Here is a 25,569-nt window from a genome sequence, read left to right on the forward strand (position 1 = left end):
ACATATTCCCGTTCCCGCGTCTTCCCAAGCACCACCCCGATCGCCTACTGACCCAGCGCGTTCTGCATGGCCCCCGCCAACACGTTGACCGCGGGCCCGCCGTTGCCAGCCTGGCAAACTTTCGCCTGCAGCAAAACGTTTTCGCGCAGCCTGGTTTGATTGAAGCACCGCCGGTCGGTGCCGGCTTCCTGTTTGGTCCAGCTCTCGTCCGCGGCGCCCGGCGGGCCGCCGTCGAAAGACCACACCTGCGTCGTGCCGTTGTCCAAGTGCAGCGCCGTCGTTTGCCCAGCACAGCCCGCGGTCCGGTCGGTGACCCGATGGAACGCCCGCCCGGCGGCGTCGTTGCCGGCGAACACCCCCACGGCCTGCTTGACGAAATGGGTCTGGTCGCTTGCCGACGTCTGCGTGACGGCGCCGTTGAACGACGCCAGGTCGGGGTCCGCGAAAACCTCCGGCAAACCGATGTCGGACCAGTTGTTGCACGCGGGGAGGTCGACCCAGTCGCCCTGCACGGGCTGCGTGAACACCGACTCCCATCCCATCGGGCCACCGACAATGTTGCCGATCGATCCCTTGCCGAGGACCGCGTAATTGACCACCCCTGGCTCCGACGGGTGTGCGGCCGCCTCGGGAACGGCGACCGCGCCTCCCATCGCCAGACCGACGCCTACCACCGCGGCAGAGATCCGCATGGACATGGGGCCGATCATGCCAGGCGCGCCGAACGTCGAGTTGTGGGGCCGCACACCGCCCGAGACGAGCGACAACTCGACGTCGGAGGCCCGTTATTGACCCCGCACGCCCTCTTCGACCTTCTTGCCCAGATCGGGATCGACGTTGCGCCAGTACTCGAACACCCGCGACAGCACCGGCTCCTTGACACCCTTGGAGACGTGGCCGATGATGTTGTGCGCCAACCGATCCCGCGCCGCGTCATCGAGGACGTCGCGCACCATGGTGCCGGCCTGGCCCCGGTCGTCATCCTCGGCGTGCAGCGTATAGGCGGCGCGCACCATGTCGCCGTCGGCGTGCCACCGGATCTCGGCGGCGCGCGCCGGGTCGGCATGCGGGCCCCCGTAGGAGTTGGGCGCGTAGACGGGATCGGAGACGTTGCGCACCCGCATCGCGCCATCCTTGGAGTAGCTGTTCACCTCGACCTTCGGTTCGTTGACCGGGATCTGGCGGTAGTTGGTGCCCAGCCGGGCGCGATGCGCGTCCGAGTACGAGAAGCCGCGGGCCTGCAGCATCTTGTCCGGGCTCAGCCCGGTGCCGGGCACGGTGTTGTTCGGCTCGAAAGCGGCCTGTTCCATCTCGGTGTGGTAGTCGGTGACGTTGCGGTTCAGCGTCATCCGGCCCACATCGATCAGGGGGTAGTCGCCGTGCGGCCACACTTTCGTCAGGTCGAACGGGTTGAACCGGTAGGTCCGGGCCTCCTCGTACGGCATGATCTGCATCTTGAGCGTCCAGCTCGGGTGGTCGCCGCGCTCGATCGCCTCGTACAGGTCGCGCTGGTGGTAGTCGCCGTCCTCACCGGCCAGCCGGTCGGCGTCCTCCTGGGTGAGGAAATCGACGCCCTGGTCGCTGATGAAGTGGTACTTCACCCAGAAGATCTCGCCGGCGGCGTTGATCCAGCTGTAGGTGTGGCTGCTGTAGCCGTTCATGTGGCGCCAGTTCTTCGGGATGCCGCGGTCCCCCATCAGCCAGGTCACCTGGTGTGCCGACTCCGGCGACAGGGTCCAGAAGTCCCACTGCATGTTGTGGTCGCGCAGATTCCTTGCCTGCGTGCGCTTTTGGGACCTGATGAAGTGTTGGAACTTCAGCGGGTCGCGCATGAAGAAGATTGGGGTGTTGTTGCCGACCAGGTCGAAGTTGCCCTCGGTCGTGTAGAACTTCAGCGCGAAGCCGCGCGGGTCCCGCCACGTGTCTGGGCTGCCCCGCTCGCCGGCGACGGTGGAGAACCGGGCCAGCATCTGCGTCTTGATGCCGGGCTGGAACACCGCGGCGCGGGTGTACCGGCTGACGTCGTTGGTGACCTCGAACTCGCCGAAGGCGCCGCCGCCCTTGGCGTGCGGCTGGCGCTCCGGGATGCGCTCCCGGTTGAATTGCGCCATCTGCTCGATCAAATAGTGATCCTGCAGCAGGATGGGGCCGTCGGGGCCGACCGTCAGCGACTGGTCGTCGCTGGGCGCAGCGATGCCGGCGTCATTGGTGGTGAACCGCTCCGTCATTTCGCTATCTCCTCACTGGCCGATTGGACGGCGATTGAATCCTTAACGGCGTCAACAACATTCGGCACAAGGCCGCGGGGTTCGCCGCTCACCGGCCACGTTCCACCCTATGCCCCCGCTCTGGAACGTTTCAAGAAAACGTAGCCAACCTAGGGTGTCTGCGGGCGTGGCCCCGGCGCGCTGGGCGACGGTGCGGTCGGCGTCTGGCTCGGCCCGCCCGGACCGGCCGGCCCGCCCGGACCGAACGCCGGCGGCGGCCCGCCGGGGTACGGGGGCGGCGGGTACATGCCGGGCCCGCCCGGCCAGCCGTACGGGCCGTTCCCCGGTCCGGGGCCCTCGGGTTTGAACATCATGCCGTGGTGATGCCACGAGTGGCAGTGGTGATTGTGGCCGAGGATGATCGCACCGGCGAAGAAGACGGTCGACACGATGAACACGATGCCGGCGACGATCACCACCCACGCGGCGGCCGCGAACAGCCTCGGCGGCTTCAGCCGCTCTGGTGGCGGGGGCGGGGCCGCGGCGACGGAGGCCGGTCGCGTCGTGGGTTCGGGTGTTTCGGTCATGTCCTGAATACTGCCCCTCGCGGCGATGGCATTAAACAGGTTGGCGGGACAACTTGCTGTGAATTGCCCCTGAAGGTGCGGCAGAACGCCGGGTAGCCCGGCGCTCGCGTGAGCGCCGGGCTACGACTTGTTGAGTTGGTGGGCGCCGGGGCGCCGCGGTTACCGGGGCGGGGCGACCGACGAGGGGACCTGGCCGGGCCCGGGCGCGCCGGGTGTCACCGATGCCGGGCCCGGTCCGTTGCCCGGAGCGAACGCCGGGCCGCCGGGGCCACCCGGACCGCCCGGACCCGGCCCGAAGCGGTGCGGGTGCATCATCATCGCGTGGTGCTTGTGGCCGTGGTAGCCGTGACCTTGGTGCCCGAGCGCCATCCCGGTGAAGAAGATGACCGAGACGATGAACACGATTCCGGCGACGATGGCGACCCACGCCGCGGCGAGGAAGACGCGAGGGGTCCGGTAAGGCGCTATCTCCGCTGGCGCGGGCGCCGGCGCAGTTGCGGTGGAAGACCGCACGGTGGGGGTTTCGGATGTTTCACTCATGAGACTCATGATGAAGCTGATACCTACAGTGGCGGCTATGCGCCACTTATGTAGCAGCTGTGAGCTGAAGACCCCGCCTACCTGGTGCGATGCTCTGCGAAGAGGTCGGTTCGGACACCATGAAGCGGTGCCCTTCGGGTGACGGTGCAGCCGAGCACGGCGCGAAACCTTCGGCGGCCGCGGCCAGATCGTGGACGGCCAGGACCGGGTCGGCGCTGACGAATTCCATGCACCAGTGTGGACGCTAGTCCGGTTCGAACGGGCGGACCGCGAACTGGATGACCCGATACGGCGCCGCCACGCGGGCGCGAGTGTCCCATTGGCTGACGAAGATCCGCAGCTCGTCGAGTGTCGACCCGGGCGAGATGTAGCCGCCGTACGGCTGCGCGAGCCGATTGTCGTCCGGTGGCGGGAGGCTCTCCGCGGGGTCCGGCCATTCGTCGTGCTGCACCACCGTGGTCACCGGCGCGTCGCCCAGCGCCGTGGGATCGTTGGCCACCCGCACCTCCATGTTGCCAGTGCTGGCGTTGAAGTACGACAGCACGGCCTTGCCGTCGATCTCCCGGAAACACATCTCACCGACCATGTCCGGCCACAGCGGGGCGGGTGGCCTATTCCACCCGCCGTCGGGTCCGGGCGCCCAACCCTGCCACCGCGACCGGTCGGTGAAGTTCTGCGGTGTGACGCGGTAGAGCAGCACGGGATGGCTGCGGGTGAAGCTGTTGGCCACGATGTAGACCCACCCGCTGGGCGAATCCGGGGTGGGAACGGGGTCGTAGTACCCGCTGATCTGGGTCTGCGAGCCGCCCTGGAACGACTTGTCGCGCCGCGAACCGGGCACGGTTCGCCACCCTGCGCGGGCCGGTTCGGCCATCACGAGCCGCGAATACTGCGGCTGCAGGTCGCTGGTCGTCGTCACCATCAGGTAGTTGCGCCGGTTGATCTGCACGACGCCGGCCGGCAGCTGGGAGTCCCCCGGCGGCGCGGAGTCGGCCAGCAGTGGGTCGCGCACGCCGAGGACTCCGGAGTAGCGCACCCCGGCCGGGTCGTCGACGGAGGACGTGTCGACGCGCAGCGCGATCGGCGCGAAGTCGCGGCCGAAGCCGACCCCCTGCCCGGGAAAGCTGTCACCACACACCTGCAGCACTTCGCTGGGGAACTCCATGAATTCACAAAGATCCGTGGCGCCGACGTTGAAATCCTTTGTCGGCGTGCCCGTTCCGGCCGTCGGGCCGAGGCGAATCACCTCGCCCGGCGCCAGGGGCTGCAGCACGGGCTCCGGCGACGGAGCCGGCGGATCGGCGCGCGCGACCGCAATCGAGGATTGCGGCACGAGCACAGTTACGAGGACGATCAGGATGCGGGGGGCGGATCTCACCCGCCGGTCACAACTCGGCGGCCAGCAGTTCGGCGATCTGGATGGTGTTCAGCGCCGCGCCTTTGCGCAGGTTGTCGCCCGAGACGAACAGCGCAAGGCCGCGTCCGTCGGCCACCCCCGGGTCGTGCCGGATGCGGCCCACCAACGACTCGTCGACGCCGGCGGCGGCCAGCGGCGTCGGCACATCGACGACCCGGACACCCGGTGCTCCGTCGAGCAGTTGGCGGGCGCGCTCCGGCGACAGCGGCCGGGCGAACTCGGCGTTGATCGACAGCGAGTGGCCGGTGAACACCGGAACGCGCACACACGTCCCGCTGACCAGCAGCTCGGGGATGCCCAGGATCTTGCGGCTCTCGAAGCGCAGTTTCTGGTCCTCGTCGGTCTCGCCCGAGCCGTCGTCGACCAGCGATCCGGCCAGCGGCACCACGTTGAACGCGATCGGCGCGACGTAGGTCTTCGGCGGCGGGAACTGCAGAGCGGACCCGTCATACACCAACTGCTCGGCGTCGCCGACGACGGCGCGGGCCTGGGTGGCCAGCTCCTCGACGCCGGCCAGGCCGCTGCCGGACACCGCCTGGTAGCTCGAAACCACCAGGCGCACCAGCTCCGCCTCGTCGTGCAGCACCTTGAGCACCGGCATCGCCGCCATGGTGGTGCAGTTCGGGTTGGCGATGATGCCTTTCTTGAGGGACCGGGCGGCGCCGGCGACATCCCTCTCGAAGTTCACCTCGGACACCACCAGCGGCACGTCCGGGTCCTTGCGCCAGGCCGACGAGTTGTCGATGACCGTCACCCCGGCCGCGGCGAACCGCGGCGCCTGCACCCGCGACATCTTCGAGCCGGCGGAAAACAGCGCGATGTCCAGGCCGCTGGGGTCCGCCGTGCCGGCGTCCTCGACCTCGATCTCCTGGCCGCGGTACTCGAGCTTGCGGCCCTGCGAGCGCGCCGACGCGAAGAACCGTACGGTGCTCGCCGGGAAGTCGCGCTCGTCGAGCAGGGTGCGCATCACCTGGCCCACCTGACCGGTGGCGCCCACGACGCCTATCGAAACCATCTACCTGCCCGTCCCCGCGTACACGGTCGCCGTTTCCTCGCCGCCGAGGGCGAATGCCTCGTGCAACGCGACGACGGCCTTGTCCAATTCCGTGTCGCGGCACAGCACGGAGATCCGGATCTCCGAGGTGGAGATCAGCTCGATGTTCACGCCGACCTTCGCGAGCGCCTCGCAGAAGGTGGCGGTCACGCCGGGATGGCTTCGCATGCCGGCGCCGATCAGCGACACCTTGCCGATGTGGTCGTCGTAGAGCAGCTGCATGAACCCGATCTCGTCCTTGAGCGCGTCCAGCTTGGCCACCGCGGTGGGCCCGCTGTCCCGTGAGCAGGTGAAGGTGATGTCGGTCTTGCCGTCCTCGACCTTCGAGACGTTCTGCAGCACCATGTCGATGTTCACGTCCGCGTCGGCTACCGCGCGGAACACCCGGGCCGCATAGCCGGGGATGTCGGGGATCCCGACGATGGTCACCTTGGCCTCGCTGCGATCGTGCGCGACTCCGGTCAGGATGGGGTCTTCCATTGGCTTGTCCTTGATCGATCCGACGACGACGGTGCCCGGCAGTTCCGAGTATGACGAGCGCACGTGCACCGGAATGTTGTAGCGGCGGGCGTATTCCACGCAGCGCAGCATGAGGACCTTGGCGCCGCAGGCGGCCATCTCGAGCATTTCCTCGAACGTCACCGTGTCGAGCTTGCGGGCGTTGTGGACGATCCTGGGGTCCGCGCTGAAAATGCCGTCGACGTCGGTGTAGATCTCGCAGACGTCGGCGTGCAGCGCCGCGGCCAGGGCCACCGCGGTGGTGTCCGAGCCGCCGCGGCCGAGCGTGGTGACGTCGCGGGTGTTCTGGCTGACGCCCTGAAAGCCGGCGACCAGCACGATGCGGCCCTCGTCGAGGGCGGCCTGCAGCCGCCCGGGAGTGACGTCAATAATCTTCGCGTTGCCGTGCGTTCCGGTGGTGATCACGCCGGCTTGGGACCCGGTGAACGACCGCGCCTGCGCGCCGAGCGACTCGATCGCCATGGCCACCAACGCGTTGGAGATGCGCTCGCCCGCCGTAAGCAGCATGTCGAGTTCGCGGGGCGGCGGGGCCGGGCAGACCTGCTGGGCCAGGTCCATCAGATCGTCGGTGGTGTCGCCCATCGCCGAGACCACCACGACGACGTCGTTGCCCTGCTTCTTCGTCGCGACGATGCGCTCGGCGACGCGGCGGATCCGGTCGGCGTCGGCCACCGAAGATCCGCCGTACTTCTGCACGACGAGCGCCACTGTTTCCCTTCCCCGCGGGTCCTTAAGTCCACAACAGAATACGTGGGGGCGCGGCATGATTTCCTGGCCACCGGCGCAGAGCGTGGCGCTTGCGTACGGGTTCGCGCCCGGCGGCGCCCAGGACCCCCGCGCCCGGCGGACGCTCGCACCGTTTTGGTCCCGGGACGGATCGCGGTAGAGTGCCAACCGTGCAGCGGGTGCTCCTCCTCGGACGCCGCGACGGGGTCTGATCCAGACCGGCCTCCCGTCGCGGGTGTTCGCGATGCGCCGGTCTGAGGTCCCTTCTGACACCCCGGAGCAACTACCGTGACCATTTCCGATTCAGCCGACGCCTACAAGTCGGCACGCACCATCGTCACCCCGGCCGGCCCGCCCGGCCCGGACCAGCCCGCATGGAATCCCCAGCGCGGCTCGTCGATGCCCGTCAACCGGTACCGGCCGTTCGCCGACGAGGTCGAGCCCATCCGCGTGCCCGACCGCACCTGGCCCGACCGCGTCGTCACCCGTGCGCCCCTGTGGTGCGCGGTCGACCTGCGTGACGGCAATCAGGCGCTCATCGACCCGATGAGCCCCGCCCGCAAGCGCCGCATGTTCGAGCTGCTCGTGCGGATGGGCTACAAGGAGATCGAGGTCGGGTTCCCCTCGGCCAGCCAGACCGACTTCGACTTCGTCCGCGAGATCATCAGCGACGGCGCCATCCCCGACGACGTCACCATCCAGGTGCTGACCCAGTGCCGCGACGAATTGATCGAGCGCACCTTCCTGGCCTGCGAGGGCGCCGCCAACGTCATCGTGCACTTCTACAACTCCACCTCGATCCTGCAGCGCCGCGTCGTCTTCCGTGCCGACCGCGCCGCCGTCCAGGACATCGCCACCGCCGGCGCGCGCAAGTGCATCGAGGAGGCGGCAAAGCACCCCGGCACCCGCTGGCGGTTCGAGTACTCGCCCGAGTCCTACACCGGGACCGAGCTGGAGTACGCCAAGCAAGTGTGCGACGCCGTCGGCGAAATCATCCGGCCGACGCCCGATAACCCGATCATCTTCAACCTGCCGGCCACCGTGGAGATGGCGACACCGAACGTCTACGCCGACTCGATCGAGTGGATGAGCCGCAACCTGGCCAACCGCGACTCCGTCATCCTGAGCCTGCATCCGCACAACGACCGCGGGACCGCCGTCGCCGCAGCCGAATTGGGCTATCAGGCCGGGGCGGACCGAATCGAGGGCTGCCTGTTCGGCAACGGTGAGCGCACCGGCAACGTGTGCCTGGTGACGCTCGGGCTGAACCTGTTCTCCCGCGGCGTCGACCCGCAGATCGACTTTTCCAACATCGACGAGGTCCGCCGCACGGTCGAGTACTGCAACCAGCTGCCGGTGCACGAACGCCACCCCTACGGCGGGGACCTGGTCTACACCGCGTTCTCCGGCAGCCACCAGGACGCCATCAACAAGGGCCTGGACGCGATGAAGGTGGCCGCCGACGAGGCCTCGGCCGACGTCGACGACCTGCTGTGGCAGGTGCCCTACCTGCCGGTCGACCCCAAGGACGTCGGACGCACCTACGAGGCGGTGATCCGGGTCAACTCGCAGTCCGGCAAGGGCGGGGTGGCCTACATCATGAAGGCCGACCACGGCCTGGCTCTGCCGCGCCGGCTACAGATCGAGTTCTCCCAGGTGATCCAGAAGATCGCCGACGGCGAGGGCGGTGAGGTGTCGCCGAAGGAGATGTGGGACGCCTTCTCGGAGGAGTACCTGGCCCCGGTGCGGCCGCTGGAGCGCATCAAGCAACGGGTCGACGCCTCCGACGAAGACGGCGGCGCGACGACGATCGAGGCCACCGTCAAGATCGACGGCGTGGAGACCGAGATCACCGGCACCGGCAACGGCCCGCTCGCTGCGTTCGTGCACGCGCTGGGAACCGTCGGGTTCGACGTCGCGGTCCTGGACTACTCCGAGCACGCGATGAGCGCCGGCGACGACGCGCAGGCGGCGGCGTACGTGGAGGCTTCGGTGTCGATCGCGAGCGCGGCGAAGCCGGGCGAAGCGGGTCGGCACCAATCGGGCTCGGTGTCGATCGCGAGCGCGGCGAAGCCGGGCGAAGCGGGTCGGCACCAATCGGGCTCGGTGTCGATCGCAAGCCCGGCCAAGCCGGGCGAAGCGGGTCGGCGCCCGTCGGACCGGGTTGATGGCCGCACCGTGTGGGGCGTGGGCATCGCGCCGTCGATCACCACCGCCTCATTGCGCGCCGTGGTGTCGGCGGTCAACCGCGCGTTGCGCTAGCCGATCGCAAGCGCGGCGCCAGCGCCGGGCGCGGCGGGTCGGCACCATTGAGCCTGGGCGTCAGCGGATTTCAACTCGCACGGTCGCTGCGGCTATCCCGATCGCGGTCCCGCATCGACGCCGACGCCCAGCGCCGGACGATACTCTGCGGCGGCTTGGGGAAATAGGGAATGAGGTGCCTGGTCCGTTCGGTGTCCTCGTTGAGGTCGTGCAGCCGGGCGGTGAGCAAGTCCTTCATCAACAGATGGCCTTCGTCGGAGCCGTTCCCCGACACCACGCGCAGCGGCCGGCCGTCTGACTCTGCGAAAACATTCGCAGCGTGCCGCAGCGTGGCCTGGGCGCTTATCGTGCCGCCCACCGGCGTGGGCGACACCCCGGACCGCATCACTTCGGCGACCAGAAACGCCTCCAACGGGTCGGTTGTGTAATCACGGGTCAGGTGCATTCCGCTCCGTGCGATCTTCTCGGTGAGCACCGAGCGGTCAAGCAACAAGGCGGATATGACGTAGGCGGTGATCGTGGCGATGATCACCGGAAGCATCGCGGGCCAGGCGCGGGTCAGTTCGAGGGTGAACATGATTGCGGCGAGGGGCGCCCGCATGATGCCGGAAACCACGGCCGCCAGGCCCAACATCGCCCAGAACCCTGGATACACGTGCGGAAACCACTGCCCGACAAAGGCTCCCAGCGCGCTGCCGATCATGAACACCGGAGCGAACACACCGCCTGAAGTTCCCGAACCGAGCGCAAGCGCCCAGATCGCGGTTTTCACCACGAGAATGCCGACGATCAGCGACATGCCGGCATGTCCGGCGAGAAGCGCGCCGATCACGTTGTAGCCGACGCCGAGGGCCCGCGGTTCGATGAGGCCGCCCGCGCCGATTATCAGACCGCCTATGGCCGGCCACCACATCCAATGGATCGGCAGACGAGGGAACGCCCTCTCGGCCCAATAGACCAAGTGAGTGGCCGCGATGGCCAGCGCGGCTCCCGCTATTCCGACGGCTATCGCTAATGCATTTGTCGACCAATGGATCTCAACCGACGGCGCCTCGACCGGAAACACCGGCGCGGAACCGAGAATAAACAGCCGTACCACGGTCGCCATCGCGACCGCGCTGGCGACCGGGACCATGCTTCGCGGCCGCCATTCGAAGAGCAGCAATTCGACGGCCAGCAGGATGGAGGCCAGCGGCGCGTTGAAGGTGGCCGCGATGCCTCCGGCGGCGCCGGAGGCGAGCAGTATTTTTCGCTCATCCGCGGTCAAGTGCAGGAATTGGGCGACGACGGAACCCATCGCGCCGCCGGTCATGACGATCGGCCCCTCCGCGCCGAAGGGACCGCCGGTGCCAATGCTGATCGCCGCCGAAATTGGCTTCAGGACAGCAACTCTGGGCTCGACGCGGCTACTACCGGTGAGGATCACCTCGATCGTCTCCGGCATGCCGTGGCCGCGTACCTGATCCGACCCGTACCGAGCCATCAGACCGATGACCAGACCGCCGGCCACCGGCGCGCCCAGGATGAGCCACCAGGGATGGTGATTCGCCGCGGGTGCGACCAGTTCATCCGAAATTCGTTGGTAAAAAACCAGATTGGTGACCAGCCCGATCAACTTCAGCAGACACCACGCCACCCCCGCCGACAGGGCGCCGATGAAGATCGCGATTCCCGTGATCGGCAATACCCGCCGATCGACGTTGAAATCCGCCAAGCGTCCACTCATTACACGAATCCTCACCGACCCGATCGATGCGGCAACTTACGATCGGCTCCCCCCCCAGAGCGCAACTCGCAGGACGCATTTCGCGTCCCGCGGTGATTTGCGCAATAGTAACAACCTCGTACGCGGTTGGCGCGCTCAACGGCTGGGGTATTGCTGGGAGTTACGGATGAATCAGCTGGCGACCTTGGTCGGTGTTCAGCCCGCAGGGTCAGACGGGCGTCAGAACAACGCGAGCTGTTGGTCGGCCGCGGCGGTGTCGGTGAACTCCTCCATGCTAGTGCCGCCGACGACCGCGCGGACGGAGTCCATGAACTGTGCGTCCGAAACCACCGGCACGCCGAGTTGCTTGGCCAGATAGCCCTTGCCCTGATCCGGCGCGGGGTGGTTGCAGACCACCAGCGAGGTCTCCCCGTCGACGGCGTCGCTGTAGGCCAGCCCGGCGTGCAGGATGCGTTCGACCAGTTCCTCGTGCGTGCGGCCGACCTCGGCCGCCAGGGCCACCCGCATGCCCTGCACCAGCGGCCGGCCGGACACGTAGAGCCCGGGATTCAGATACGGGCACGGCATTCGCGAGGCGAGCACCTTCAACGGGCGCAGCTCGTCGTGGGTCACCCGGCCGTTCGGCCAGCGGCGGCGGCCCACCGGACGCACCGGCAGCCAGACGTCGAGCTCGCGCGCCCGCTCGAGCGCGGGCGCCAGCACGCCCGTCAGCACCCGCGCGTCGTCGAAGGCGTCGTGCGGCCGCTCCTGGGTCACGCCCCAGTGCGCGGCGAGGGTCTCCAGCCGCAGGTTGTCGATGCGCAGGTCCAGCCGCCGGGCGAGCTCGACCGTGCACATGACTGAGTCGATGGGCAGTTCGGCCTCGACGAGCTCGGCTTCGGCGGCCAGGAACGCGTAGTCGAACGCGACGTTGTGGGCCACTAGCGTGCGCCCGTCGAGCACCTTGACCACGTCGTCGACGACGTCGGCGAAGTGCGGCTGATCTTCGAGCATGGCGGCGGTGAGGCCGTGCACATGGGTGGGGCCCGGATCCACGCCGGGGTTGAGCAGGCTCACGACGGACTGCTCAACACGGCCGTCGGCGTCGAGGCCGAGCACCGCCAGGCTGATGACGCGGGCCTGTCCCGGCCGGAAGCCCGATGTCTCGACGTCGATGACAGCCCAGCCCCCATCGGGCTCGCGGGCCGGCCGGCCCCAGGGCACCGCACTCATGACTTGAGGATGGCACGTCCGACCGACATCGCCGGGTCGCTGCGCTGTCGTGTCGGTGGGTAATCTGCGCGGGTGGTCACCACCCGCGCACGTCTGGCGCTCGCCGCAGGAGCGAGCGCACGGTGGGCGTCGCGCGTCACCGGTCGCGGGGCGGGCGCGATGATCGGTGGCCTCGTCGCGATGACGCTGGACCGCTCGGTCCTGCGCCAGCTCGGGGTGGGCCGACACACCGTCATCGTCACCGGCACCAACGGCAAGTCGACCACGACGAGGATGACGGCGGCCGCCCTCGGCACGCTGGGGTCGGTCGCCACCAACGCCGAGGGCGCCAACATGGACGCCGGGCTGATCGCCGCGCTGGCCGCCGACCGCCGGGCCCCCCTGGCTGCACTGGAAGTCGACGAAATGCACGTGCCGCACGTATCCGACGCCGTGGACCCCGCCGTCGTCGTGCTGCTGAACCTGTCGCGCGACCAGCTGGACCGCGTCGGCGAGATCAACGTCATCGAGCGCACGCTGCGGGCCGGCCTGGCGCGGCACCCGAAGGCTGTCGTCGTCGCCAACTGCGACGACGTGCTGATGACCTCGGCGGCCTACGACAGCCCGCAGGTGGTGTGGGTGGCCGCGGGCGGCTCGTGGGCGAATGACTCGGTCAGCTGCCCACGCTCGGGCGAGGTCATCGTCCGCGACGAACACCACTGGTATTCCACCGGCGCCGACTTCAAGCGGCCCAGCCCCCAGTGGTGGTTCGACGACGAGGCGCTGTACGGGCCCGACGGGCTGGCCCTGCCGATGCGGCTCGCGCTGCCGGGAGCGGTCAACCGGGGCAACGCCGCCCAGGCCGTCGCGGCGGCCGTCGCGCTGGGGGCCGATCCGGTCAAGGCCGTCGCGGCCGTCTCGGGCGTCGACGAGGTCGCGGGCCGCTACCGAAGTGTGCGCATCGGCCGGCATGACGCGCGGCTCCTGCTGGCCAAGAACCCCGCCGGCTGGCAGGAGGCGCTTTCGATGGTCGACAAGCACGCCGCCGGGGTGGTCATCTCGGTCAACGGTCAGGTGCCCGACGGCGAGGACCTGTCCTGGCTGTGGGACGTGCGCTTCGAACATCTCGCTGGTGAGCCTCGTGGGTTACGAGGCGAATCCTGCGAGGAACGACAGCGCGAGCGCACGTCCGTGGTCGCCGCCGGGGAACGCGGCACCGACCTCGCGGTGCGGCTCGGATACGCGGGCGTCGAGCACACCCTCGTTCACGACACCGTCGCCGCCATCGCGTCGTGCCCGCCCGGACGGGTCGAGGTCGTCGCCAACTACACCGCGTTCCTGCAGCTGCAACGGGCGTTGGCGCGCCATGGCTGACTCGATCGTGCGGATCGGGCTGGTGCTGCCCGACGTGATGGGGACCTACGGCGACGGCGGCAACGCCCTGGTGCTGCGCCAGCGGCTGCGGCTACGCGGCATCCCCGCCGAGATCGTCGAGATCACGCTGGCCGAGCCGGTGCCCGACTCGCTTGACCTCTACACGCTGGGCGGGGCGGAGGACTACGCGCAGCGGCTGGCGACCCGGCACCTCATCCGGCATCCGGGGCTGCAGCGCGCCGCCGAACGCGGCGCGCCCGTGCTGGCGATCTGCGCGGCCGTGCAGGTGCTCGGGCAGTGGTACGAGACGTCCGCCGGCGAACGCGTCGACGGCGTGGGCATGCTGGACGCGACGACGTCGCCGCAGGAAAAGCGCACCATCGGCGAGCTGGTCAGCAAGCCGCTGCTCACCGGGCTGGCCCAACGGCTCACCGGCTTCGAGAACCACCGGGGTGGCACGGTCCTGGGCCCGGCGGCGTCCCCGCTGGGCGCGGTGGTCAAGGGCGCCGGCAACAGGGCGGGCGACGGCTTCGACGGCGCGGTCCAGGGCAGCGTCGTGGCGACCTACATGCACGGGCCGTGTCTGGCCCGCAACCCGGAGCTGGCCGACCTGCTGCTGGGCAAGGTGGTGGGCGAGCTGGCGCCGCTGGAGATGCCCGAGGTGGACCTGCTGCGCCGGGAGCGGCTGGCCGCGCGCTGAGCCGGCTGCTGTTTTCACGACACGTAAACCTTGGCGACGACACGCCGCGCGGCGTCGCCAAGGTTTACGTCTCGTGCAATCCAAGGATCCTTTGAGGGCCATCGCTCAGCCTTAGGTCCATGGCAAACCGCAAGCTCGCCACGATCGTGGGCGTTACCGGCGTTGCGGCGGTCGTCTTCGCCGGCACGGCCAACGCCAACAGCGACGGGATGCACGGCGACCCGGCCGCCGCGGCACCCTACTGGCGCTACCAGCAACAAGACCTGGACTGCGGGGAGATGGCCGTGGCCGACGTCGTCGGCCAAATCAGCGGCCACCTGCCCAACGAGGACGAGGTCACCGCCGCGGCCGGCAGGGTCCCCAGCGTCAGCCACCCGGGCCCGATCTATCGGCCCGAGGGCAGGACCAGCAACGGCGACCTGGCGGTGCTGTTGGCGCACTACGGGGTGCACGCAACCGGGGTGCACACCGACATCGCTGCGCTCGCGCAAGACCTGGACCGCGGCCGCAAGGTGATCGTCGGACTCAACGACAAGATCATTTGGGGCCAACCCGGCAACCGCACGAAGGAGAACCACTTCGTCGTCGTCACCGGCATCGACACCGATGCCCGGGTGGTGCACCTCAACGACAGCGGCGTCGAGGCCGGCCGTGACGAGCAGGTGGCCCTCCCTGCCTTCGAGCAGGCGTGGGCGACCAGCAACAACTTCGCCGTCGTGACCGACTGAACCGCTCAGACCATCGCGCGCCGGCCCGTGAGCGCGCGGCCCAGGGTCAGCTCGTCGGCGAATTCCAGGTCGCCGCCCATCGGCAGCCCGGAGGCAATCCTGGTGACGGTCAGGCCGGGGATGTCGCGCAGCATTCGCACCAGGTAGGTGGCCGTCGCCTCGCCCTCGGTGTTGGGGTCGGTCGCGATGATCACCTCGGTGATGTCGACGTCGTCGACGCGCTGGCCGATGCGGCTCAACAGCTCCCGGATCCGCAGTTGCTCGGGCCCCACGCCGGACAGCGGATCCAACGCCCCACCGAGCACGTGATAGCGGCCCCGGAATTCGCGGGTGCGCTCGACGGCCTGGACGTCTTTGGGCTCCTCGACGACGCACACCAGCGAGCCGTCGCGGCGCGGATCCGCGCAGATGCGGCACCGCTCGTTGTCGGAGACGTTGCCGCAGACCGCGCAGAACCGCACGCCGTCGCGGACCCGGGACAGCACCGCCGTCAGCCGGTCGATGTCCGGCGGCTCGACCGACAACAGGTGGAACGCGATGCGCTGCGCGCTCTTGGGTCCGATTCCCGGCAGCTTCCCAAGCTCGTCGATCAGATCCTGGACGGGTCCCTCGAACATATTGGAACTACGGTTACAGCCCCGGCACCTGGGTCGGCGGCGTGGGTGGCGGGGCCGCGGGCGGCGCGCCCATACCCCCGGCCAGCGCGCCCAGCCGCTCCTGCGCCATCCGGGTGACCTGCTGCGAGGCGTCGGACATGGCGCCGACGACCAGGTCCTGCAGGGTCTCGATGTCCTCGGGGTCGACGACCTTGGGGTCGATCTGGACCGCGACCACCTCGCCGCTGCCCTTGACGACGACCTTGACCAATCCCCCGCCGGCCTGGCCGTGCACCTCGGCGGTCGCGAGTTGGTGCTGAGCTTCCATGAGCTTTTGCTGCATCTGCTGCGCCTGAGCGAGCAGCGCCGACATGTCGCCTCCGGGTTGCATGACAATCCCCTCGCATCTTGGTCTCGACTTGGTTTCGCCTGTGCGTATTGGGCGATTCGAAACCCCCAGCGTAGACCGCCCGCCGCTACCTTGGCGCCGTGGACCTACGACTGAGCAAGCGTGTCGGAATCAAACTCGTGGTCGGTGTGCTGATTGCGGCGTCGACGGCCATCACCCCGACGGCGAGCGCCGTCCCCTCCAACGTGGCCGGCATGGTCGTCTTCATCGATCCGGGCCACAACGGCTCGAACGACGCGTCCATCTCGCGTCAGGTGCCCACCGGCCGCGGCGGCACCAAGGACTGCCAGGCGAGTGGAACGTCGACCAACAGCGGCTACCAGGAGCACACCTTCACCTGGGACACCGCGCTGCGCGTGCGCGCCGCGCTGAACGCGCTGGGCGTGCGGACCGCGTTGTCGCGCGGCAACGACACCGGGCTGGGCCCGTGCGTGGACGCGCGCGCCAACATGGCCAACGCCCTGCACCCGAACGCGGTGCTGAGCATCCATGGCGACGGCGGCCCCGCCTCCGGCCGGGGATTCCACGTCAACTACTCGGCGCCGCCGCTCAACCAGGCACAGGCCGGGCCGTCGGTCCAGTACGCCCGAATCATGCGCGACCAGCTGCAGGCCTCCGGCATCCCGCCCGCCAATTACATCGGCCAGGACGGTCTGTACGGGCGTTCCGATCTGACCGGCCTGAACCTCGCGCAATATCCGTCGATCCTGGTCGAGTGCGGCAACATGAAGAACCCGGCGGATTCGGCGTTGATGGAGTCCGCCGAGGGCCGGCAGAAGTACGCCGACGCCATGGTTCGCGGGATCGCGGGCTTCCTGGCCACCCAGGGCCAGGCGCGCTAGGCCCGATTGCGCCGCTCCTCCTCACGCCGCTACGCGGCGCGCATCGTCGCCGCGCTAGGTTTCCAGCTCCTTCTTCAGGTTCGCCAGCACCTCACCCTGGATCCGCTTCAAACCCAAAGGCGCAAAGGTCTTTTCGAAGAAGCCCTTGACGCCGCCGGCGCCGTTCCAGGTGGTCTTGACGGTGACGCTCGAGCCGGGGCCGGCGGGAGCCACCGTCCAGGTGATGACCATCGACGAGTTGGCGTCCTTCTCGATGACCGTGTGACCGGCGACGTCGACGTCGACCTGCACGTCGCGCACCCGCGACTTGGTGGCCTGCAATCGCCACTTAGCGACGGTCCCGGCCCCCTGCCCACCCTGCAGCACCTGGTAGTCGCTGTACTGCGGGGACAGAATCTTCGGGCGCACCGTCTGATAATCCGCGACGGCGGCGAGGGTGGCCGCGGGTTCGGCGTTGATCAAAATCGTGCTGGCGGCGCTCACCTGTGCCAAGGCAACTCCTCTGGCGATCTCGTGTGGCGGCACCCGCGCGCGGGTGCACGGGCTGTTGTCGAAGACTAGGGTATATGTGGTGCCTGACCCTGGATCTGCACTCTCGGCCCACGCAGCGGGCGTTGATCGGTTGATGGCGAGTTATCGATCCATCCCGACAACGTCCGCCGTCCGACTCGCCAAACCCACCTCAAACCTGTTCCGCGCCCGCGCCAAAAGCGATGCCCGGGGGCTGGACACGTCGGGGCTGACCGGCGTGCTGTCCGTCGACCCCGAGGCCCGGACCGCCGACGTGGCCGGCATGTGCACCTACGAGGACCTGGTCGCCGCGACGCTGCCGTACAGCCTTTCCCCGCTTGTGGTTCCGCAGCTCAAGACCATCACCCTCGGCGGCGCGGTCAGTGGCCTGGGCATCGAATCGGCGTCGTTCCGAAACGGCCTGCCGCACGAATCGGTCCTCGAGATGGACATTCTCACCGGCGCAGGGGAATTGGTCACCGCGTCACGCGGCCAGCACGCCGACCTGTTCCGCGCCTTCCCCAATTCCTATGGCACGCTTGGGTATTCGACCAGACTGAGGATCGAGCTGGAGCCCGTCGCACCATTTGTGGCCCTGCGGCACGTGCGGTTCCGGTCGCTACCCGAGCTGGTGGCGGCGATGGAACGCATCATCGACACCGGTGGGCAGGGCGGCACCCCGGTGGACTACCTCGACGGCGTGGTGTTCGGACCGGACGAGAGCTACCTGTGCGTCGGGCGGCGCACCACCACCCCGGGCCCGGTCAGCGACTACACCGGGAAGAACATCTACTACCAGTCGATCCGCCACGACGCCGCAGGTGTGGAGGCGACCAAGGACGACCGCCTGACCATCCACGACTACCTCTGGCGCTGGGACACCGACTGGTTCTGGTGTTCTCGTGCGTTCGGCGTGCAGAACCCGCAGGTACGCAGGTGGTGGCCGCGCCGCTACCGGCGCAGCAGCTTCTACTGGAAGCTGGTCGCCCTCGATCAGCGCTACGGCATCGCCGATCGGATCGAGAAGCGCAACGGGCGTCCCCCGCGCGAACGGGTGGTGCAGGATATCGAGGTGCCCGTCGAGCGGACCTGCGAGTTCCTGGAGTGGTTCCTCGACAGCGTGCCCATCACACCGATCTGGCTGTGCCCGCTGCGGCTGCGCGACCGCGAGGGCTGGCCGCTGTACCCGATCCGGCCGGACCACACCTTCGTCAACGTCGGGTTCTGGTCGTCGGTGCCCGCCGGCGCCGCGGGAAGCTCGGCAGGCGCCACCAACCGGATGATCGAGGCGAAGGTTAGCGAGCTCGACGGCCACAAGTCGCTGTACTCCGACTCGTTCTACACCCGCGAGGAGTTCGATGAACTCTACGGCGGCGAGGCCTACAAGACGGTCAAGAAGACCTACGATCCGGATTCCCGGCTACTCGACCTCTACGCGAAGGCGGTGCAACGGCGATGACGACGACGAAAGATTCCGGCAACACCACGACCGGCAAGTTCAGCATGGCGGAGGTCCTTGAGATCTTCGCCGCCACCGGGCGCCACCCGCTGAAGTTCACCGCCTACGACGGCAGCACCGCCGGAAGCGAGGACGCGGAGCTCGGGCTGAACCTGCTTTCGCCCCGCGGCGCCACCTACCTCGCCACCGCCCCCGGAGAACTCGGCCTGGCCCGCGCTTACGTGTCGGGTGATCTGGAGGCGTGCGGGGTCCACCCCGGCGACCCGTACCAACTGCTCAAGACACTGACCGACCGGGTTCAGTTCAAGCGGCCGCCGGCGCGGGTGCTCGCCAACGTCGTCCGCTCGATCGGCGTCGAGCGGCTGTTGCCGGTGCCGCCGCCGCCGGAGGAGGCGCCGCCGCGCTGGCGTCGCGTGGCCGACGGGCTCATGCACAGCAAGACCCGCGACGCCGAGGCCATCCATCATCACTACGACGTGTCGAACACCTTCTACGAGAGGGTGCTCGGGCCGTCGATGACCTACACGTGCGCGGTCTACCCGGACGCCGGCTCGACGCTGGAAGAGGCCCAGGAGAACAAGTACCGGCTGATCTTCGAGAAGTTGCGGCTGCAGCCCGGCGACCGGCTGCTCGACGTCGGCTGCGGCTGGGGCGGCATGGTCCGCTACGCCGCGCGTCGTGGGGTGCGGGTGATCGGGGCCACGCTATCGGCCGAGCAGGCGGCGTGGGCCCGCAAGGCGATCCAGGACGAGGGGCTCGAGAAGCTGGCCGAGGTGCGGCATTCCGACTACCGGGACGTCGGGGAGGCCGGCTTCGACGCCGTGTCGTCGATCGGGCTGACCGAGCACATCGGCGTCAAGAACTATCCCGCCTACTTCGGCTTCCTCAAGTCCAAGTTGCGCACCGGCGGCCTGCTCCTCAACCACTGCATCACCCGCCACGACAACAAGTCGACCTCGTTCGCCGGCGGATTCACCGACCGCTACGTCTTCCCCGACGGGGAGCTGACCGGGTCCGGGCGCATCACCTGCGAGGCCCAGGACATCGGGTTCGAGGTCCTGCACACGGAGAACCTCCGGCATCACTACGCGATGACGCTGCGCGACTGGTGCTACAACCTCGTGGAGCACTGGGACGAGGCGGTCGACGAGGTGGGCCTGGCGACCGCGAAGGTCTGGGGCCTGTACATGGCCGCGTCGCGGGTGGCCTTCGAGCAGAACAACCTGCAGCTGCACCACGTGCTGGCGGCCAAGGTCGACGACCGCGGTGACGACGACCTGCCGCTGCGTCCCTGGTGGACGCCCTAGCGCCCGCCTAGCCGTTGTCGATCCGGCGCGCCCCCAGCTCGCTCTGCAGAAGTTCCAGGGCGACCTCTTCGGGATCGCGGCGGGGCGCCGACGGGTCGATGCGGCCGGCCTCGGCGAGCATGTGTTCCTCCTCGTCGCGCTGCGCCGAGACCACCGCGGGCGCCGGCTGTTCCGTCCTGGGCGGCGCGGGGTCGGGTTCGGCGGGTGACGCCGCGCCGGCCTCGCACCGCACCCGCCAGTTCACGCCCAGCGCGTCTTTGAGCGCGTCGGCGATGACGTCGGCGTTGCGCTGTTCGCAGAGCCGCTTGGCCAGCGGCGCCGAGGCATGGGTCAGCACGAGGGTGTCGCCCTCGACCGCGCGGACGGTGGCGCCCGCCAGCATCACCTCGGTGGTGCGGCTGCGCTGGCGCACCTTGTCGCGCACCGTCGGCCACATGGTGCGCACCGCGGCCGCGTTGAGTTCGCCGGGGGCCGACACGGGTTCCGGCGCCGGCGTGGGTTGCGGCTGGGGCGCCGGCTGCGGCGGGGGTGCCGGTTCGGGCTTGGGCTCCGGTTCCGCCGCGGCCGGGGCGGGGGCGGCCACCGTCACCCGCCGCGACGGCGGCACGGGCCGGGCAACCGGCGCGGGCGGCGCCGCCGGGGCTGCGGCCTGGGGGATGGACATGTCCAGGCGGTTCTCGATCCGCTCGACGCGTTGCAGCAGCGCCGACTCGGCGTCGCTGGCCGACGGCAGCAACAGCCGCGCGCAGACCACCTCCAGGAGCAGCCGGGGCGCCGTCGCCCCCCGCATCTCCCCCAGGCCGGCCTGCACGACCTCGGCGTAGCGGGTCAGGGTCGCCGGGCCGATCCGGGCCGCCTGCTCGCGCATCCGGTCCAACACGTCCTCCGGCGCGTCCACGATGCCGCGGCTGGCGGCGTCCGGGACCGCCTGCATCACGAGCAGGTCGCGGAACCGCTCGAGCAGGTCGGTGGCGAAGCGCCGCGGGTCGTGGCCGGCATCGATCACCGATTCGACCGCACCGAACAGCGCCGCCGCGTCGGACGCGGCGAGGGCGTCGACGGCGTCGTCGATCAGTGCGACGTCGGTGGCACCCAGCAGGCCCAGCGCCCGCTGGTACCGCAGGTGGCTATCCTCGGCCCCGGCCACCAGCTGATCGAGGACCGACAGGGTGTCGCGTGGCGAGCCGCCGCCGGCGCGAATCACCAGCGGATACACCGCGTCGTCAACGACGACGCCCTCCTGTTCGCAGATCCGCCCGATCAGCGACCGCATGGTCTTCGGCGGCAGCAACCGGAACGGGTAGTGATGGGTGCGCGAGCGGATGGTCGGCAGCACCTTCTCGGGTTCGGTGGTGGCGAAGATGAAGATGAGGTGCTCGGGCGGTTCCTCCACGATCTTCAGCAGCGCGTTGAACCCCGCCGTGGTCACCATGTGGGCCTCGTCGATGATGAACACCCGGTAGCGCGACTGGGCCGGCGCGTAGAACGCGCGGTCCCGGAGCTCGCGGGTGTCGTCCACCCCGCCGTGGCTGGCGGCGTCGAGCTCGACGACGTCGATGCTGCCCGGCGCGTTGGGCGCCAGCGCGGTGCACGAGTCGCACACCCCGCACGGGGTGGACGTCGGGCCCTGGGCGCAGTTCAGCGACCTCGCCAGGATGCGGGCCGACGACGTCTTCCCGCAGCCCCGGGGCCCGGAGAATAGGTAGGCGTGGTTGATCCGGCCGGCGTCCAGCGCGATGGACAGGGGTTCGGTGACGTGCTCCTGCCCCACCACCTCGGCGAAGCTCGCCGGTCGATACTTGCGGTAGAGGGCCACGGTCAGCAGGCTACCGGCGCGCGGTGACGAGTGCCCGGCTGGTCGCGCGACCTCAGCTGACGCTCGGCGCCGTCGCCGACAGCAGGTGTTCCGATGCCGCCAGCAAGGCGCAGGTAGCCAGCCCGTCGACCGCGTCGCGCAGGTCGGGCAGCGACGGGAGGGTGGGGGCGATCCGGATGTTGGTGTCGTCCGGGTCCTTGCGGTACGGGAACGACGCGCCCGCCTCGGTCACCGCGATTCCGGCATCCTTGGCGAGCGCGACGGTCCGGCGGGCCGTCCCGGGCAACACGTCGAGGCTGATGAAGTAGCCGCCCTGGGGTTCGGTCCAGGAGGCGATCTTGGAGTCGCTCAGTCGCTGGTCCAGGATCTCGAGGGCCAGCGCGAACTTCGGGGCAAGGATCTGCTGGTGGCGCAGCATGTGCAAGCGCACCCCGTCCGCGTCGCCGAAGAAGCGCAGGTGCCGGAGCTGGTTGACCTTGTCCGGACCGATTGACTTCTTCCCCGCGTACTGCAGGTACCAGGCGATGTTGCCCAGCGATCCGCCCAGGAAGCTGACGCCCGCCCCGGCGAAGGTGATCTTGGAGCTGGACGCGAACACGTAGGGCCGGTGCGGGTTGCCGGCCTTGGCGGCCAGCCCAAGCACGTCGACCTGGCGGGGGAAGTCGTGCGTCAGCGTGTGCACGGCGTAGGCGTTGTCCCAGAACAGCCGGAAGTCCGGGGCCGCGGTCTGCATCTGGACGAGCCGCCGGACCGTCTCCCAGGAGTAGGTGACGCCGGTGGGGTTGGCGAAAACCGGCACCGCCCACATCCCCTTGATGGCGGGGTCGACGGCGACCAGTTCCTCGATCAGGTCGACGTCCGGGCCGTCCTGCAGCATCGGCACCGGGATCATCTCGACGCCCATGGTCTCGGTGATCGCGAAGTGCCGGTCGTAGCCCGGGACGGGGCACAGGAACTTGACGTTCGGTTCGTCCTTCCAGGGCCGCGGCGAGTCCACGCCGCGGTACAACATCGAGAAGGCCACGACGTCGTGCATCAGCTCCAGGCTGGAGTTGTTTCCGGCGATCAGATTCGGCACCGGGATGCCGAGGAGCTCGCCGAAGATCGCCCGGAGCTCCGGCAGACCGTGCAGGCCGCCGTAGTTGCGGGTGTCGGTGCCCTCGCCGTCGCGGTAGGAGTCTCCGGGCAGGCTCAGCAGTTGGTTGGACAGGTCGAGCTGCTCCGCGGACGGCTTACCGCGGGTCAGGTCCAGAGCGAGCTTCTTGGCCTGCAGCTCCGCGTAATCCTGCTGGTTGCGCGCGTGCGCGGCGGCCAGCTCTTCCGGGCTGAGGGAATCCAGCGACACCAGGTGCCCTTCCGCTGCTCATAGTGGCGATCGCAAGCGCGGCGAAGCCGGGCGCAGCGGGTCGCCACTCAATCGGATATAGGGGACCCCGCGCACCCGACAGAGCCCATTGACCCTTGCTGCCTTCCGGCCCTGGGGGAGTTCACAGGATAGACGCCGCGCGGGGTCCACCGGCGAGTGTAGTACCTGGCCCGGACCGGCTACTGAGGGCGGCCGCACCACCCTCAGTTACCATTGCCACGGAGGATTCGCCTAGTGGCCTATGGCGCTCGCCTGGAACGCGGGTTGGGTTAACAGCCCTCGCGGGTTCAAATCCCGCATCCTCCGCCATTTGGTTCGGACGCGGACAAGCACAATGACGTGAGTTCTGGTCGCCGCAGGCTGGCGTGAGCTCACCAGCCTGAGGAGGCTTATGGCCCGGAAGTGGTTCATCGTGTGGCACACGTCCTTCTTCGTTGCCGCCGGTGTCCTCTACTTCTTCTGCGTGTTGCCCCGCTGGTACGAGCTGATGGGGGAAATGCCACGCGGGTTAGGGATGGCCGGTCGGATCGCGTCCGGCGCGCTGATCGGGCTGGCCGCGTTGCCGGTGGTCTTCACGCTGCTGCGCACCCGCAAGCCGGAGCTGGGCACCCCGCAGCTGGCCCTGTCGATCCGGATCTGGTCGATCGTGGCCCACGTGCTGGCCGGGATCCTCATCGTCGGAACCGCGATCAGCGAGATCTGGCTCAGCCTGGACACCGCCGGGCAGTACCTGTTCGCGATTTACGGGGCGGCCGCCGCCATCGGTGTGCTCGGGTACGTGGCGTTCTACCTGTCGTTCGTCGCCGAGCTGCCGCCGCCACCGCCGAAACCCATCAAGGCGAAGAAACCCAAGCAGCGCCGACTGCGCCGCAAGAAGGGTGACAAGGCGGACGAGGTCGAGGCGATCGAGGAGTCCGAAGAGACCGCCGACGCCGACGAATCGGACGAGGCCGAAGACGCCGAGGCCGCCGACGAGTCGGAAGAGTCCGAAGCGACCGAAGACGCCCAGCCCACGGAAGTCGCCGCCGGGGCTGGGTCGGAGGCGCGGGAGACCACCGAGGCAGAGGAAGAGCCGCGCCCCGGCCTGCGTAACCGGCGACCCACAGGCAAGGGCTCGCACCGGATGCGGCGGCGCACGCGCGGCGGCGTGGCAGTGGACGAATCCCCCGACGACTGATCGGTCACGGCGAAACGATGATGACGGGGATGTCGGTGTCCTCGTCGGTGTGGTAGCTCGCGCAGACCCGGTGGTAGCCGTCGGCGATCTGCAGCGGCACACCGGTTGTGAAGTCGCCGCGGACGAGCAGGATCGGTGACAGCGCCTGCCCCTTCTTGATCTTGGTCAGATCCGCCGCCACGTGCGGGTTGTCGTCGGGTAGCAGCGTCAACCGGGCCGCCCGCAGGATGTCCTTGGCCCTCTTGGTGCTGACGACGCCGGTCTTCATCTTTTCCGCCAGCTGATTGGCGATGCCCGGCTCCGCCAGCAGGGCCAGGTAGTCGGCCGCGGCCGGAAAGTCGTGCGCCTGAGGCTCATCCAGCCATTTCACGCTGGCCATCGCGTCTCCCTTCGTAGCGCCGCCCCCGTCGCAGCCTACTGAAGACGACGGCGCGAAGTTTGGGATCGGTAGCGCCGGGGCCGGTCTGTACTTGCTCCCATGTCGACGCCAACGGGGCGGCGCATGAGGAAAGGGAGAATCGGTGAAACGTCTTCTCGCGGCTGCGATTGGAACTGTCGGCTGCGCTGCGGCCTCGGTGGCGCTGGTGGGCTGTTCGAGCGATGGCCACACGGCCGGCCCGGCTCCGAGCGCCGCGCCCAGCGTGGCGACCGGTACCGGTGCGCAGGTCAAGGTGGGCGGCACCGACCTGGCGGGCCTGGACCCGACGTCGGTGACGTGCGTCAAAACGGGCGGCCGGATCAATATCGGCAGCGGCTCGGCCGGCGGCCGGCGGCCGGCAGGCATTGGCCGTCGTGATGACCGACGAGGCCACCCCGAAGGTCGAGTCGCTGGCGCTCGTCGTCGACGGCAACGCCCTGTCGGTCGCCAACAACATGGGGGCCAAGGTGGGTTCGGCCAACGTGGCGGTGGACGGCAAGGCGTACACCATCACGGGCCAGGCGCAGGGCGCCGACCTGAAGAACCCCATGGCAGGGATGATCACCAAGGACTTCGACATCAAGGTGACCTGCGGTTGATCCGTTCCATCCCGGGCGGCGGACGTGGCTTCGGCCGGC

Annotated in this window: 23 protein-coding genes, 1 tRNA gene, 1 other RNA gene and 1 pseudogene; 10 read left to right on the forward strand and 16 right to left on the reverse strand. The window is 69.0% G+C overall.

Going from position 1 to position 25,569, the window contains the following annotated elements:
* Nucleotides 1–44 precede the first annotated feature (44 nt).
* The 7 genes from SKC42_RS11935 to SKC42_RS11965 form a co-directional block, all read right to left on the reverse strand.
* Nucleotides 45–692, reverse strand: a complete 648-nt coding sequence (locus SKC42_RS11935) for a sensor domain-containing protein (RefSeq protein WP_330964559.1) — start codon at nucleotides 690–692, stop codon at nucleotides 45–47.
* Between the two features lie 93 nt (nucleotides 693–785).
* Nucleotides 786–2,228: a catalase gene (locus tag SKC42_RS11940; RefSeq protein WP_330964499.1), complete on the reverse strand. Its 1,443-nt coding sequence runs from the start codon at nucleotides 2,226–2,228 to the stop codon at nucleotides 786–788.
* Nucleotides 2,229–2,377: 149 nt separating this feature from the next.
* On the reverse strand, nucleotides 2,378–2,794 hold the full coding sequence (locus SKC42_RS11945; protein WP_330964500.1) for a hypothetical protein: 417 nt from the start codon (nucleotides 2,792–2,794) through the stop codon (nucleotides 2,378–2,380).
* Nucleotides 2,795–2,953: 159 nt separating this feature from the next.
* Complete coding sequence (locus SKC42_RS11950) at nucleotides 2,954–3,343, reverse strand: hypothetical protein (protein ID WP_330964501.1); 390 nt, start codon at nucleotides 3,341–3,343, stop codon at nucleotides 2,954–2,956.
* Nucleotides 3,344–3,578: 235 nt separating this feature from the next.
* Nucleotides 3,579–4,694, reverse strand: coding sequence for a DUF4185 domain-containing protein (locus SKC42_RS11955; protein WP_442932105.1), 1,116 nt, complete (start codon nucleotides 4,692–4,694; stop codon nucleotides 3,579–3,581).
* Nucleotides 4,695–4,719: 25 nt separating this feature from the next.
* A complete protein-coding gene (locus SKC42_RS11960) occupies nucleotides 4,720–5,766 on the reverse strand; it encodes an aspartate-semialdehyde dehydrogenase (protein WP_330964503.1) in 1,047 nt (348 codons plus the stop codon).
* Nucleotides 5,767–7,032, reverse strand: coding sequence for an aspartate kinase (locus tag SKC42_RS11965; protein ID WP_330964504.1), 1,266 nt, complete (start codon nucleotides 7,030–7,032; stop codon nucleotides 5,767–5,769).
* A gap of 306 nt (nucleotides 7,033–7,338) precedes the next feature.
* Between SKC42_RS11965 and leuA the strand changes: the two genes are divergently transcribed.
* Entirely contained in the window at nucleotides 7,339–9,312 is a 1,974-nt protein-coding gene (leuA, locus tag SKC42_RS11970) for a 2-isopropylmalate synthase (RefSeq protein WP_330964505.1), read from the forward strand.
* 70 nt (nucleotides 9,313–9,382) lie between these two features.
* On the opposite strand, the gene SKC42_RS11975 is transcribed toward leuA, so the two are convergent.
* Together SKC42_RS11975 and SKC42_RS11980 are read right to left on the reverse strand one after the other, a co-directional pair.
* Nucleotides 9,383–11,038, reverse strand: coding sequence for a chloride channel protein (locus tag SKC42_RS11975; RefSeq protein WP_330964506.1), 1,656 nt, complete (start codon nucleotides 11,036–11,038; stop codon nucleotides 9,383–9,385).
* Nucleotides 11,039–11,257: 219 nt separating this feature from the next.
* On the reverse strand, nucleotides 11,258–12,250 hold the full coding sequence (locus SKC42_RS11980) for a DEDDh family exonuclease (RefSeq protein WP_330964507.1): 993 nt from the start codon (nucleotides 12,248–12,250) through the stop codon (nucleotides 11,258–11,260).
* 72 nt (nucleotides 12,251–12,322) lie between these two features.
* Here SKC42_RS11980 and SKC42_RS11985 point away from each other — a divergent pair, with 72 nt between their 5' ends.
* From SKC42_RS11985 to SKC42_RS11995, 3 genes are all read left to right on the forward strand, one after another.
* On the forward strand, nucleotides 12,323–13,603 hold the full coding sequence (locus tag SKC42_RS11985) for a Mur ligase family protein (protein ID WP_330964508.1): 1,281 nt from the start codon (nucleotides 12,323–12,325) through the stop codon (nucleotides 13,601–13,603).
* A gap of 4 nt (nucleotides 13,604–13,607) precedes the next feature.
* Entirely contained in the window at nucleotides 13,608–14,303 is a 696-nt protein-coding gene (locus tag SKC42_RS11990) for a type 1 glutamine amidotransferase (protein WP_330964560.1), read from the forward strand.
* Nucleotides 14,304–14,422: 119 nt separating this feature from the next.
* Entirely contained in the window at nucleotides 14,423–15,031 is a 609-nt protein-coding gene (locus SKC42_RS11995) for a C39 family peptidase (RefSeq protein ID WP_330964509.1), read from the forward strand.
* 5 nt (nucleotides 15,032–15,036) lie between these two features.
* Here the strand turns inward: SKC42_RS11995 and recR are convergent, their stop codons facing one another.
* Nucleotides 15,037–15,648, reverse strand: a complete 612-nt coding sequence (recR, locus tag SKC42_RS12000) for a recombination mediator RecR (RefSeq protein WP_330964510.1) — start codon at nucleotides 15,646–15,648, stop codon at nucleotides 15,037–15,039.
* Nucleotides 15,649–15,661: 13 nt separating this feature from the next.
* On the reverse strand, nucleotides 15,662–16,018 hold the full coding sequence (locus tag SKC42_RS12005; protein WP_330964511.1) for a YbaB/EbfC family nucleoid-associated protein: 357 nt from the start codon (nucleotides 16,016–16,018) through the stop codon (nucleotides 15,662–15,664).
* Between the two features lie 98 nt (nucleotides 16,019–16,116).
* Between SKC42_RS12005 and SKC42_RS12010 the strand changes: the two genes are divergently transcribed.
* Nucleotides 16,117–16,878 (forward strand): Rv3717 family N-acetylmuramoyl-L-alanine amidase, encoded by a 762-nt coding sequence (locus tag SKC42_RS12010; RefSeq protein ID WP_330964512.1) that lies wholly within the window; start codon nucleotides 16,117–16,119, stop codon nucleotides 16,876–16,878.
* Nucleotides 16,879–16,932: 54 nt separating this feature from the next.
* Here SKC42_RS12010 and SKC42_RS12015 read toward each other — a convergent pair whose 3' ends face one another.
* The gene (locus tag SKC42_RS12015) at nucleotides 16,933–17,370 is read right to left on the reverse strand and encodes an SRPBCC family protein (protein ID WP_330964513.1); all 438 of its coding nucleotides are present in this window, start codon (nucleotides 17,368–17,370) and stop codon (nucleotides 16,933–16,935) included.
* A 133-nt stretch (nucleotides 17,371–17,503) separates the two neighbouring features.
* On the opposite strand from SKC42_RS12015, the gene SKC42_RS12020 reads away from it, so the two are divergent.
* Together SKC42_RS12020 and SKC42_RS12025 are read left to right on the forward strand one after the other, a co-directional pair.
* Nucleotides 17,504–18,847 carry an FAD-binding oxidoreductase gene (locus SKC42_RS12020; protein ID WP_330964514.1) on the forward strand — a complete coding sequence of 448 codons (1,344 nt, stop codon included), beginning with the start codon at nucleotides 17,504–17,506 and terminating at the stop codon, nucleotides 18,845–18,847.
* Nucleotides 18,844–20,154, forward strand: a complete 1,311-nt coding sequence (locus SKC42_RS12025; protein WP_330964515.1) for a class I SAM-dependent methyltransferase — start codon at nucleotides 18,844–18,846, stop codon at nucleotides 20,152–20,154. The genes SKC42_RS12020 and SKC42_RS12025 overlap by 4 nt, the downstream gene beginning before the upstream one ends.
* Nucleotides 20,155–20,161: 7 nt before the next feature.
* On the opposite strand, the gene SKC42_RS12030 is transcribed toward SKC42_RS12025, so the two are convergent.
* The 3 genes from SKC42_RS12030 to ffs all read right to left on the reverse strand — a co-directional run bounded on the left by SKC42_RS12030 (nucleotide 20,162) and on the right by ffs (nucleotide 23,487).
* On the reverse strand, nucleotides 20,162–21,970 hold the full coding sequence (locus SKC42_RS12030) for a DNA polymerase III subunits gamma/tau (RefSeq protein WP_330964516.1): 1,809 nt from the start codon (nucleotides 21,968–21,970) through the stop codon (nucleotides 20,162–20,164).
* Nucleotides 21,971–22,022: 52 nt separating this feature from the next.
* On the reverse strand, nucleotides 22,023–23,315 hold the full coding sequence (locus SKC42_RS12035) for an aminotransferase class I/II-fold pyridoxal phosphate-dependent enzyme (RefSeq protein WP_330964517.1): 1,293 nt from the start codon (nucleotides 23,313–23,315) through the stop codon (nucleotides 22,023–22,025).
* A 77-nt stretch (nucleotides 23,316–23,392) separates the two neighbouring features.
* An RNA gene (ffs, locus tag SKC42_RS12040) (signal recognition particle sRNA small type) lies at nucleotides 23,393–23,487 on the reverse strand.
* 69 nt (nucleotides 23,488–23,556) lie between these two features.
* Here ffs and SKC42_RS12045 point away from each other — a divergent pair.
* Together SKC42_RS12045 and SKC42_RS12050 are read left to right on the forward strand one after the other, a co-directional pair.
* Nucleotides 23,557–23,645, forward strand: a tRNA-Ser gene (locus tag SKC42_RS12045).
* A gap of 82 nt (nucleotides 23,646–23,727) precedes the next feature.
* A complete protein-coding gene (locus SKC42_RS12050; RefSeq protein ID WP_330964518.1) occupies nucleotides 23,728–24,513 on the forward strand; it encodes a hypothetical protein in 786 nt (261 codons plus the stop codon).
* A gap of 4 nt (nucleotides 24,514–24,517) precedes the next feature.
* Here the strand turns inward: SKC42_RS12050 and SKC42_RS12055 are convergent, their stop codons facing one another.
* A complete protein-coding gene (locus tag SKC42_RS12055; RefSeq protein WP_330964519.1) occupies nucleotides 24,518–24,892 on the reverse strand; it encodes a hypothetical protein in 375 nt (124 codons plus the stop codon).
* Nucleotides 24,893–25,034: 142 nt separating this feature from the next.
* Between SKC42_RS12055 and SKC42_RS12060 the strand changes: the two are divergent.
* Nucleotides 25,035–25,530, forward strand: a pseudogene (locus tag SKC42_RS12060) (lipoprotein LpqH).
* The last annotated feature ends 39 nt before the right edge of the window (nucleotides 25,531–25,569 follow it).

The sequence above is a fragment of the Mycobacterium sp. 050134 genome (assembly GCF_036409085.1).
GTDB lineage: Bacteria > Actinomycetota > Actinomycetes > Mycobacteriales > Mycobacteriaceae > Mycobacterium.

Excerpts from the sequence above, each read along its gene's own strand:
- SKC42_RS11935 (WP_330964559.1), bottom strand. The coding sequence starts at position 692 with ATGCGGATCTCTGCCGCGGTGGTAGGCGTCGGTCTGGCGATGGGAGGC.
- SKC42_RS11940 (WP_330964499.1), bottom strand. The coding sequence starts at position 2,228 with ATGACGGAGCGGTTCACCACCAATGACGCCGGCATCGCTGCGCCCAGC.
- SKC42_RS11945 (WP_330964500.1), bottom strand. The coding sequence starts at position 2,794 with ATGACCGAAACACCCGAACCCACGACGCGACCGGCCTCCGTCGCCGCG.
- SKC42_RS11950 (WP_330964501.1), bottom strand. The coding sequence starts at position 3,343 with ATGAGTCTCATGAGTGAAACATCCGAAACCCCCACCGTGCGGTCTTCC.
- SKC42_RS11960 (WP_330964503.1), bottom strand. The coding sequence starts at position 5,766 with ATGGTTTCGATAGGCGTCGTGGGCGCCACCGGTCAGGTGGGCCAGGTG.
- SKC42_RS11975 (WP_330964506.1), bottom strand. The coding sequence starts at position 11,038 with ATGAGTGGACGCTTGGCGGATTTCAACGTCGATCGGCGGGTATTGCCG.
- SKC42_RS11980 (WP_330964507.1), bottom strand. The coding sequence starts at position 12,250 with ATGAGTGCGGTGCCCTGGGGCCGGCCGGCCCGCGAGCCCGATGGGGGC.
- SKC42_RS11995 (WP_330964509.1), top strand. The coding sequence starts at position 14,423 with ATGGCAAACCGCAAGCTCGCCACGATCGTGGGCGTTACCGGCGTTGCG.
- recR (WP_330964510.1), bottom strand. The coding sequence starts at position 15,648 with ATGTTCGAGGGACCCGTCCAGGATCTGATCGACGAGCTTGGGAAGCTG.
- SKC42_RS12005 (WP_330964511.1), bottom strand. The coding sequence starts at position 16,018 with ATGCAACCCGGAGGCGACATGTCGGCGCTGCTCGCTCAGGCGCAGCAG.
- SKC42_RS12020 (WP_330964514.1), top strand. The coding sequence starts at position 17,504 with ATGGCGAGTTATCGATCCATCCCGACAACGTCCGCCGTCCGACTCGCC.
- SKC42_RS12025 (WP_330964515.1), top strand. The coding sequence starts at position 18,844 with ATGACGACGACGAAAGATTCCGGCAACACCACGACCGGCAAGTTCAGC.
- SKC42_RS12050 (WP_330964518.1), top strand. The coding sequence starts at position 23,728 with ATGGCCCGGAAGTGGTTCATCGTGTGGCACACGTCCTTCTTCGTTGCC.
- SKC42_RS12055 (WP_330964519.1), bottom strand. The coding sequence starts at position 24,892 with ATGGCCAGCGTGAAATGGCTGGATGAGCCTCAGGCGCACGACTTTCCG.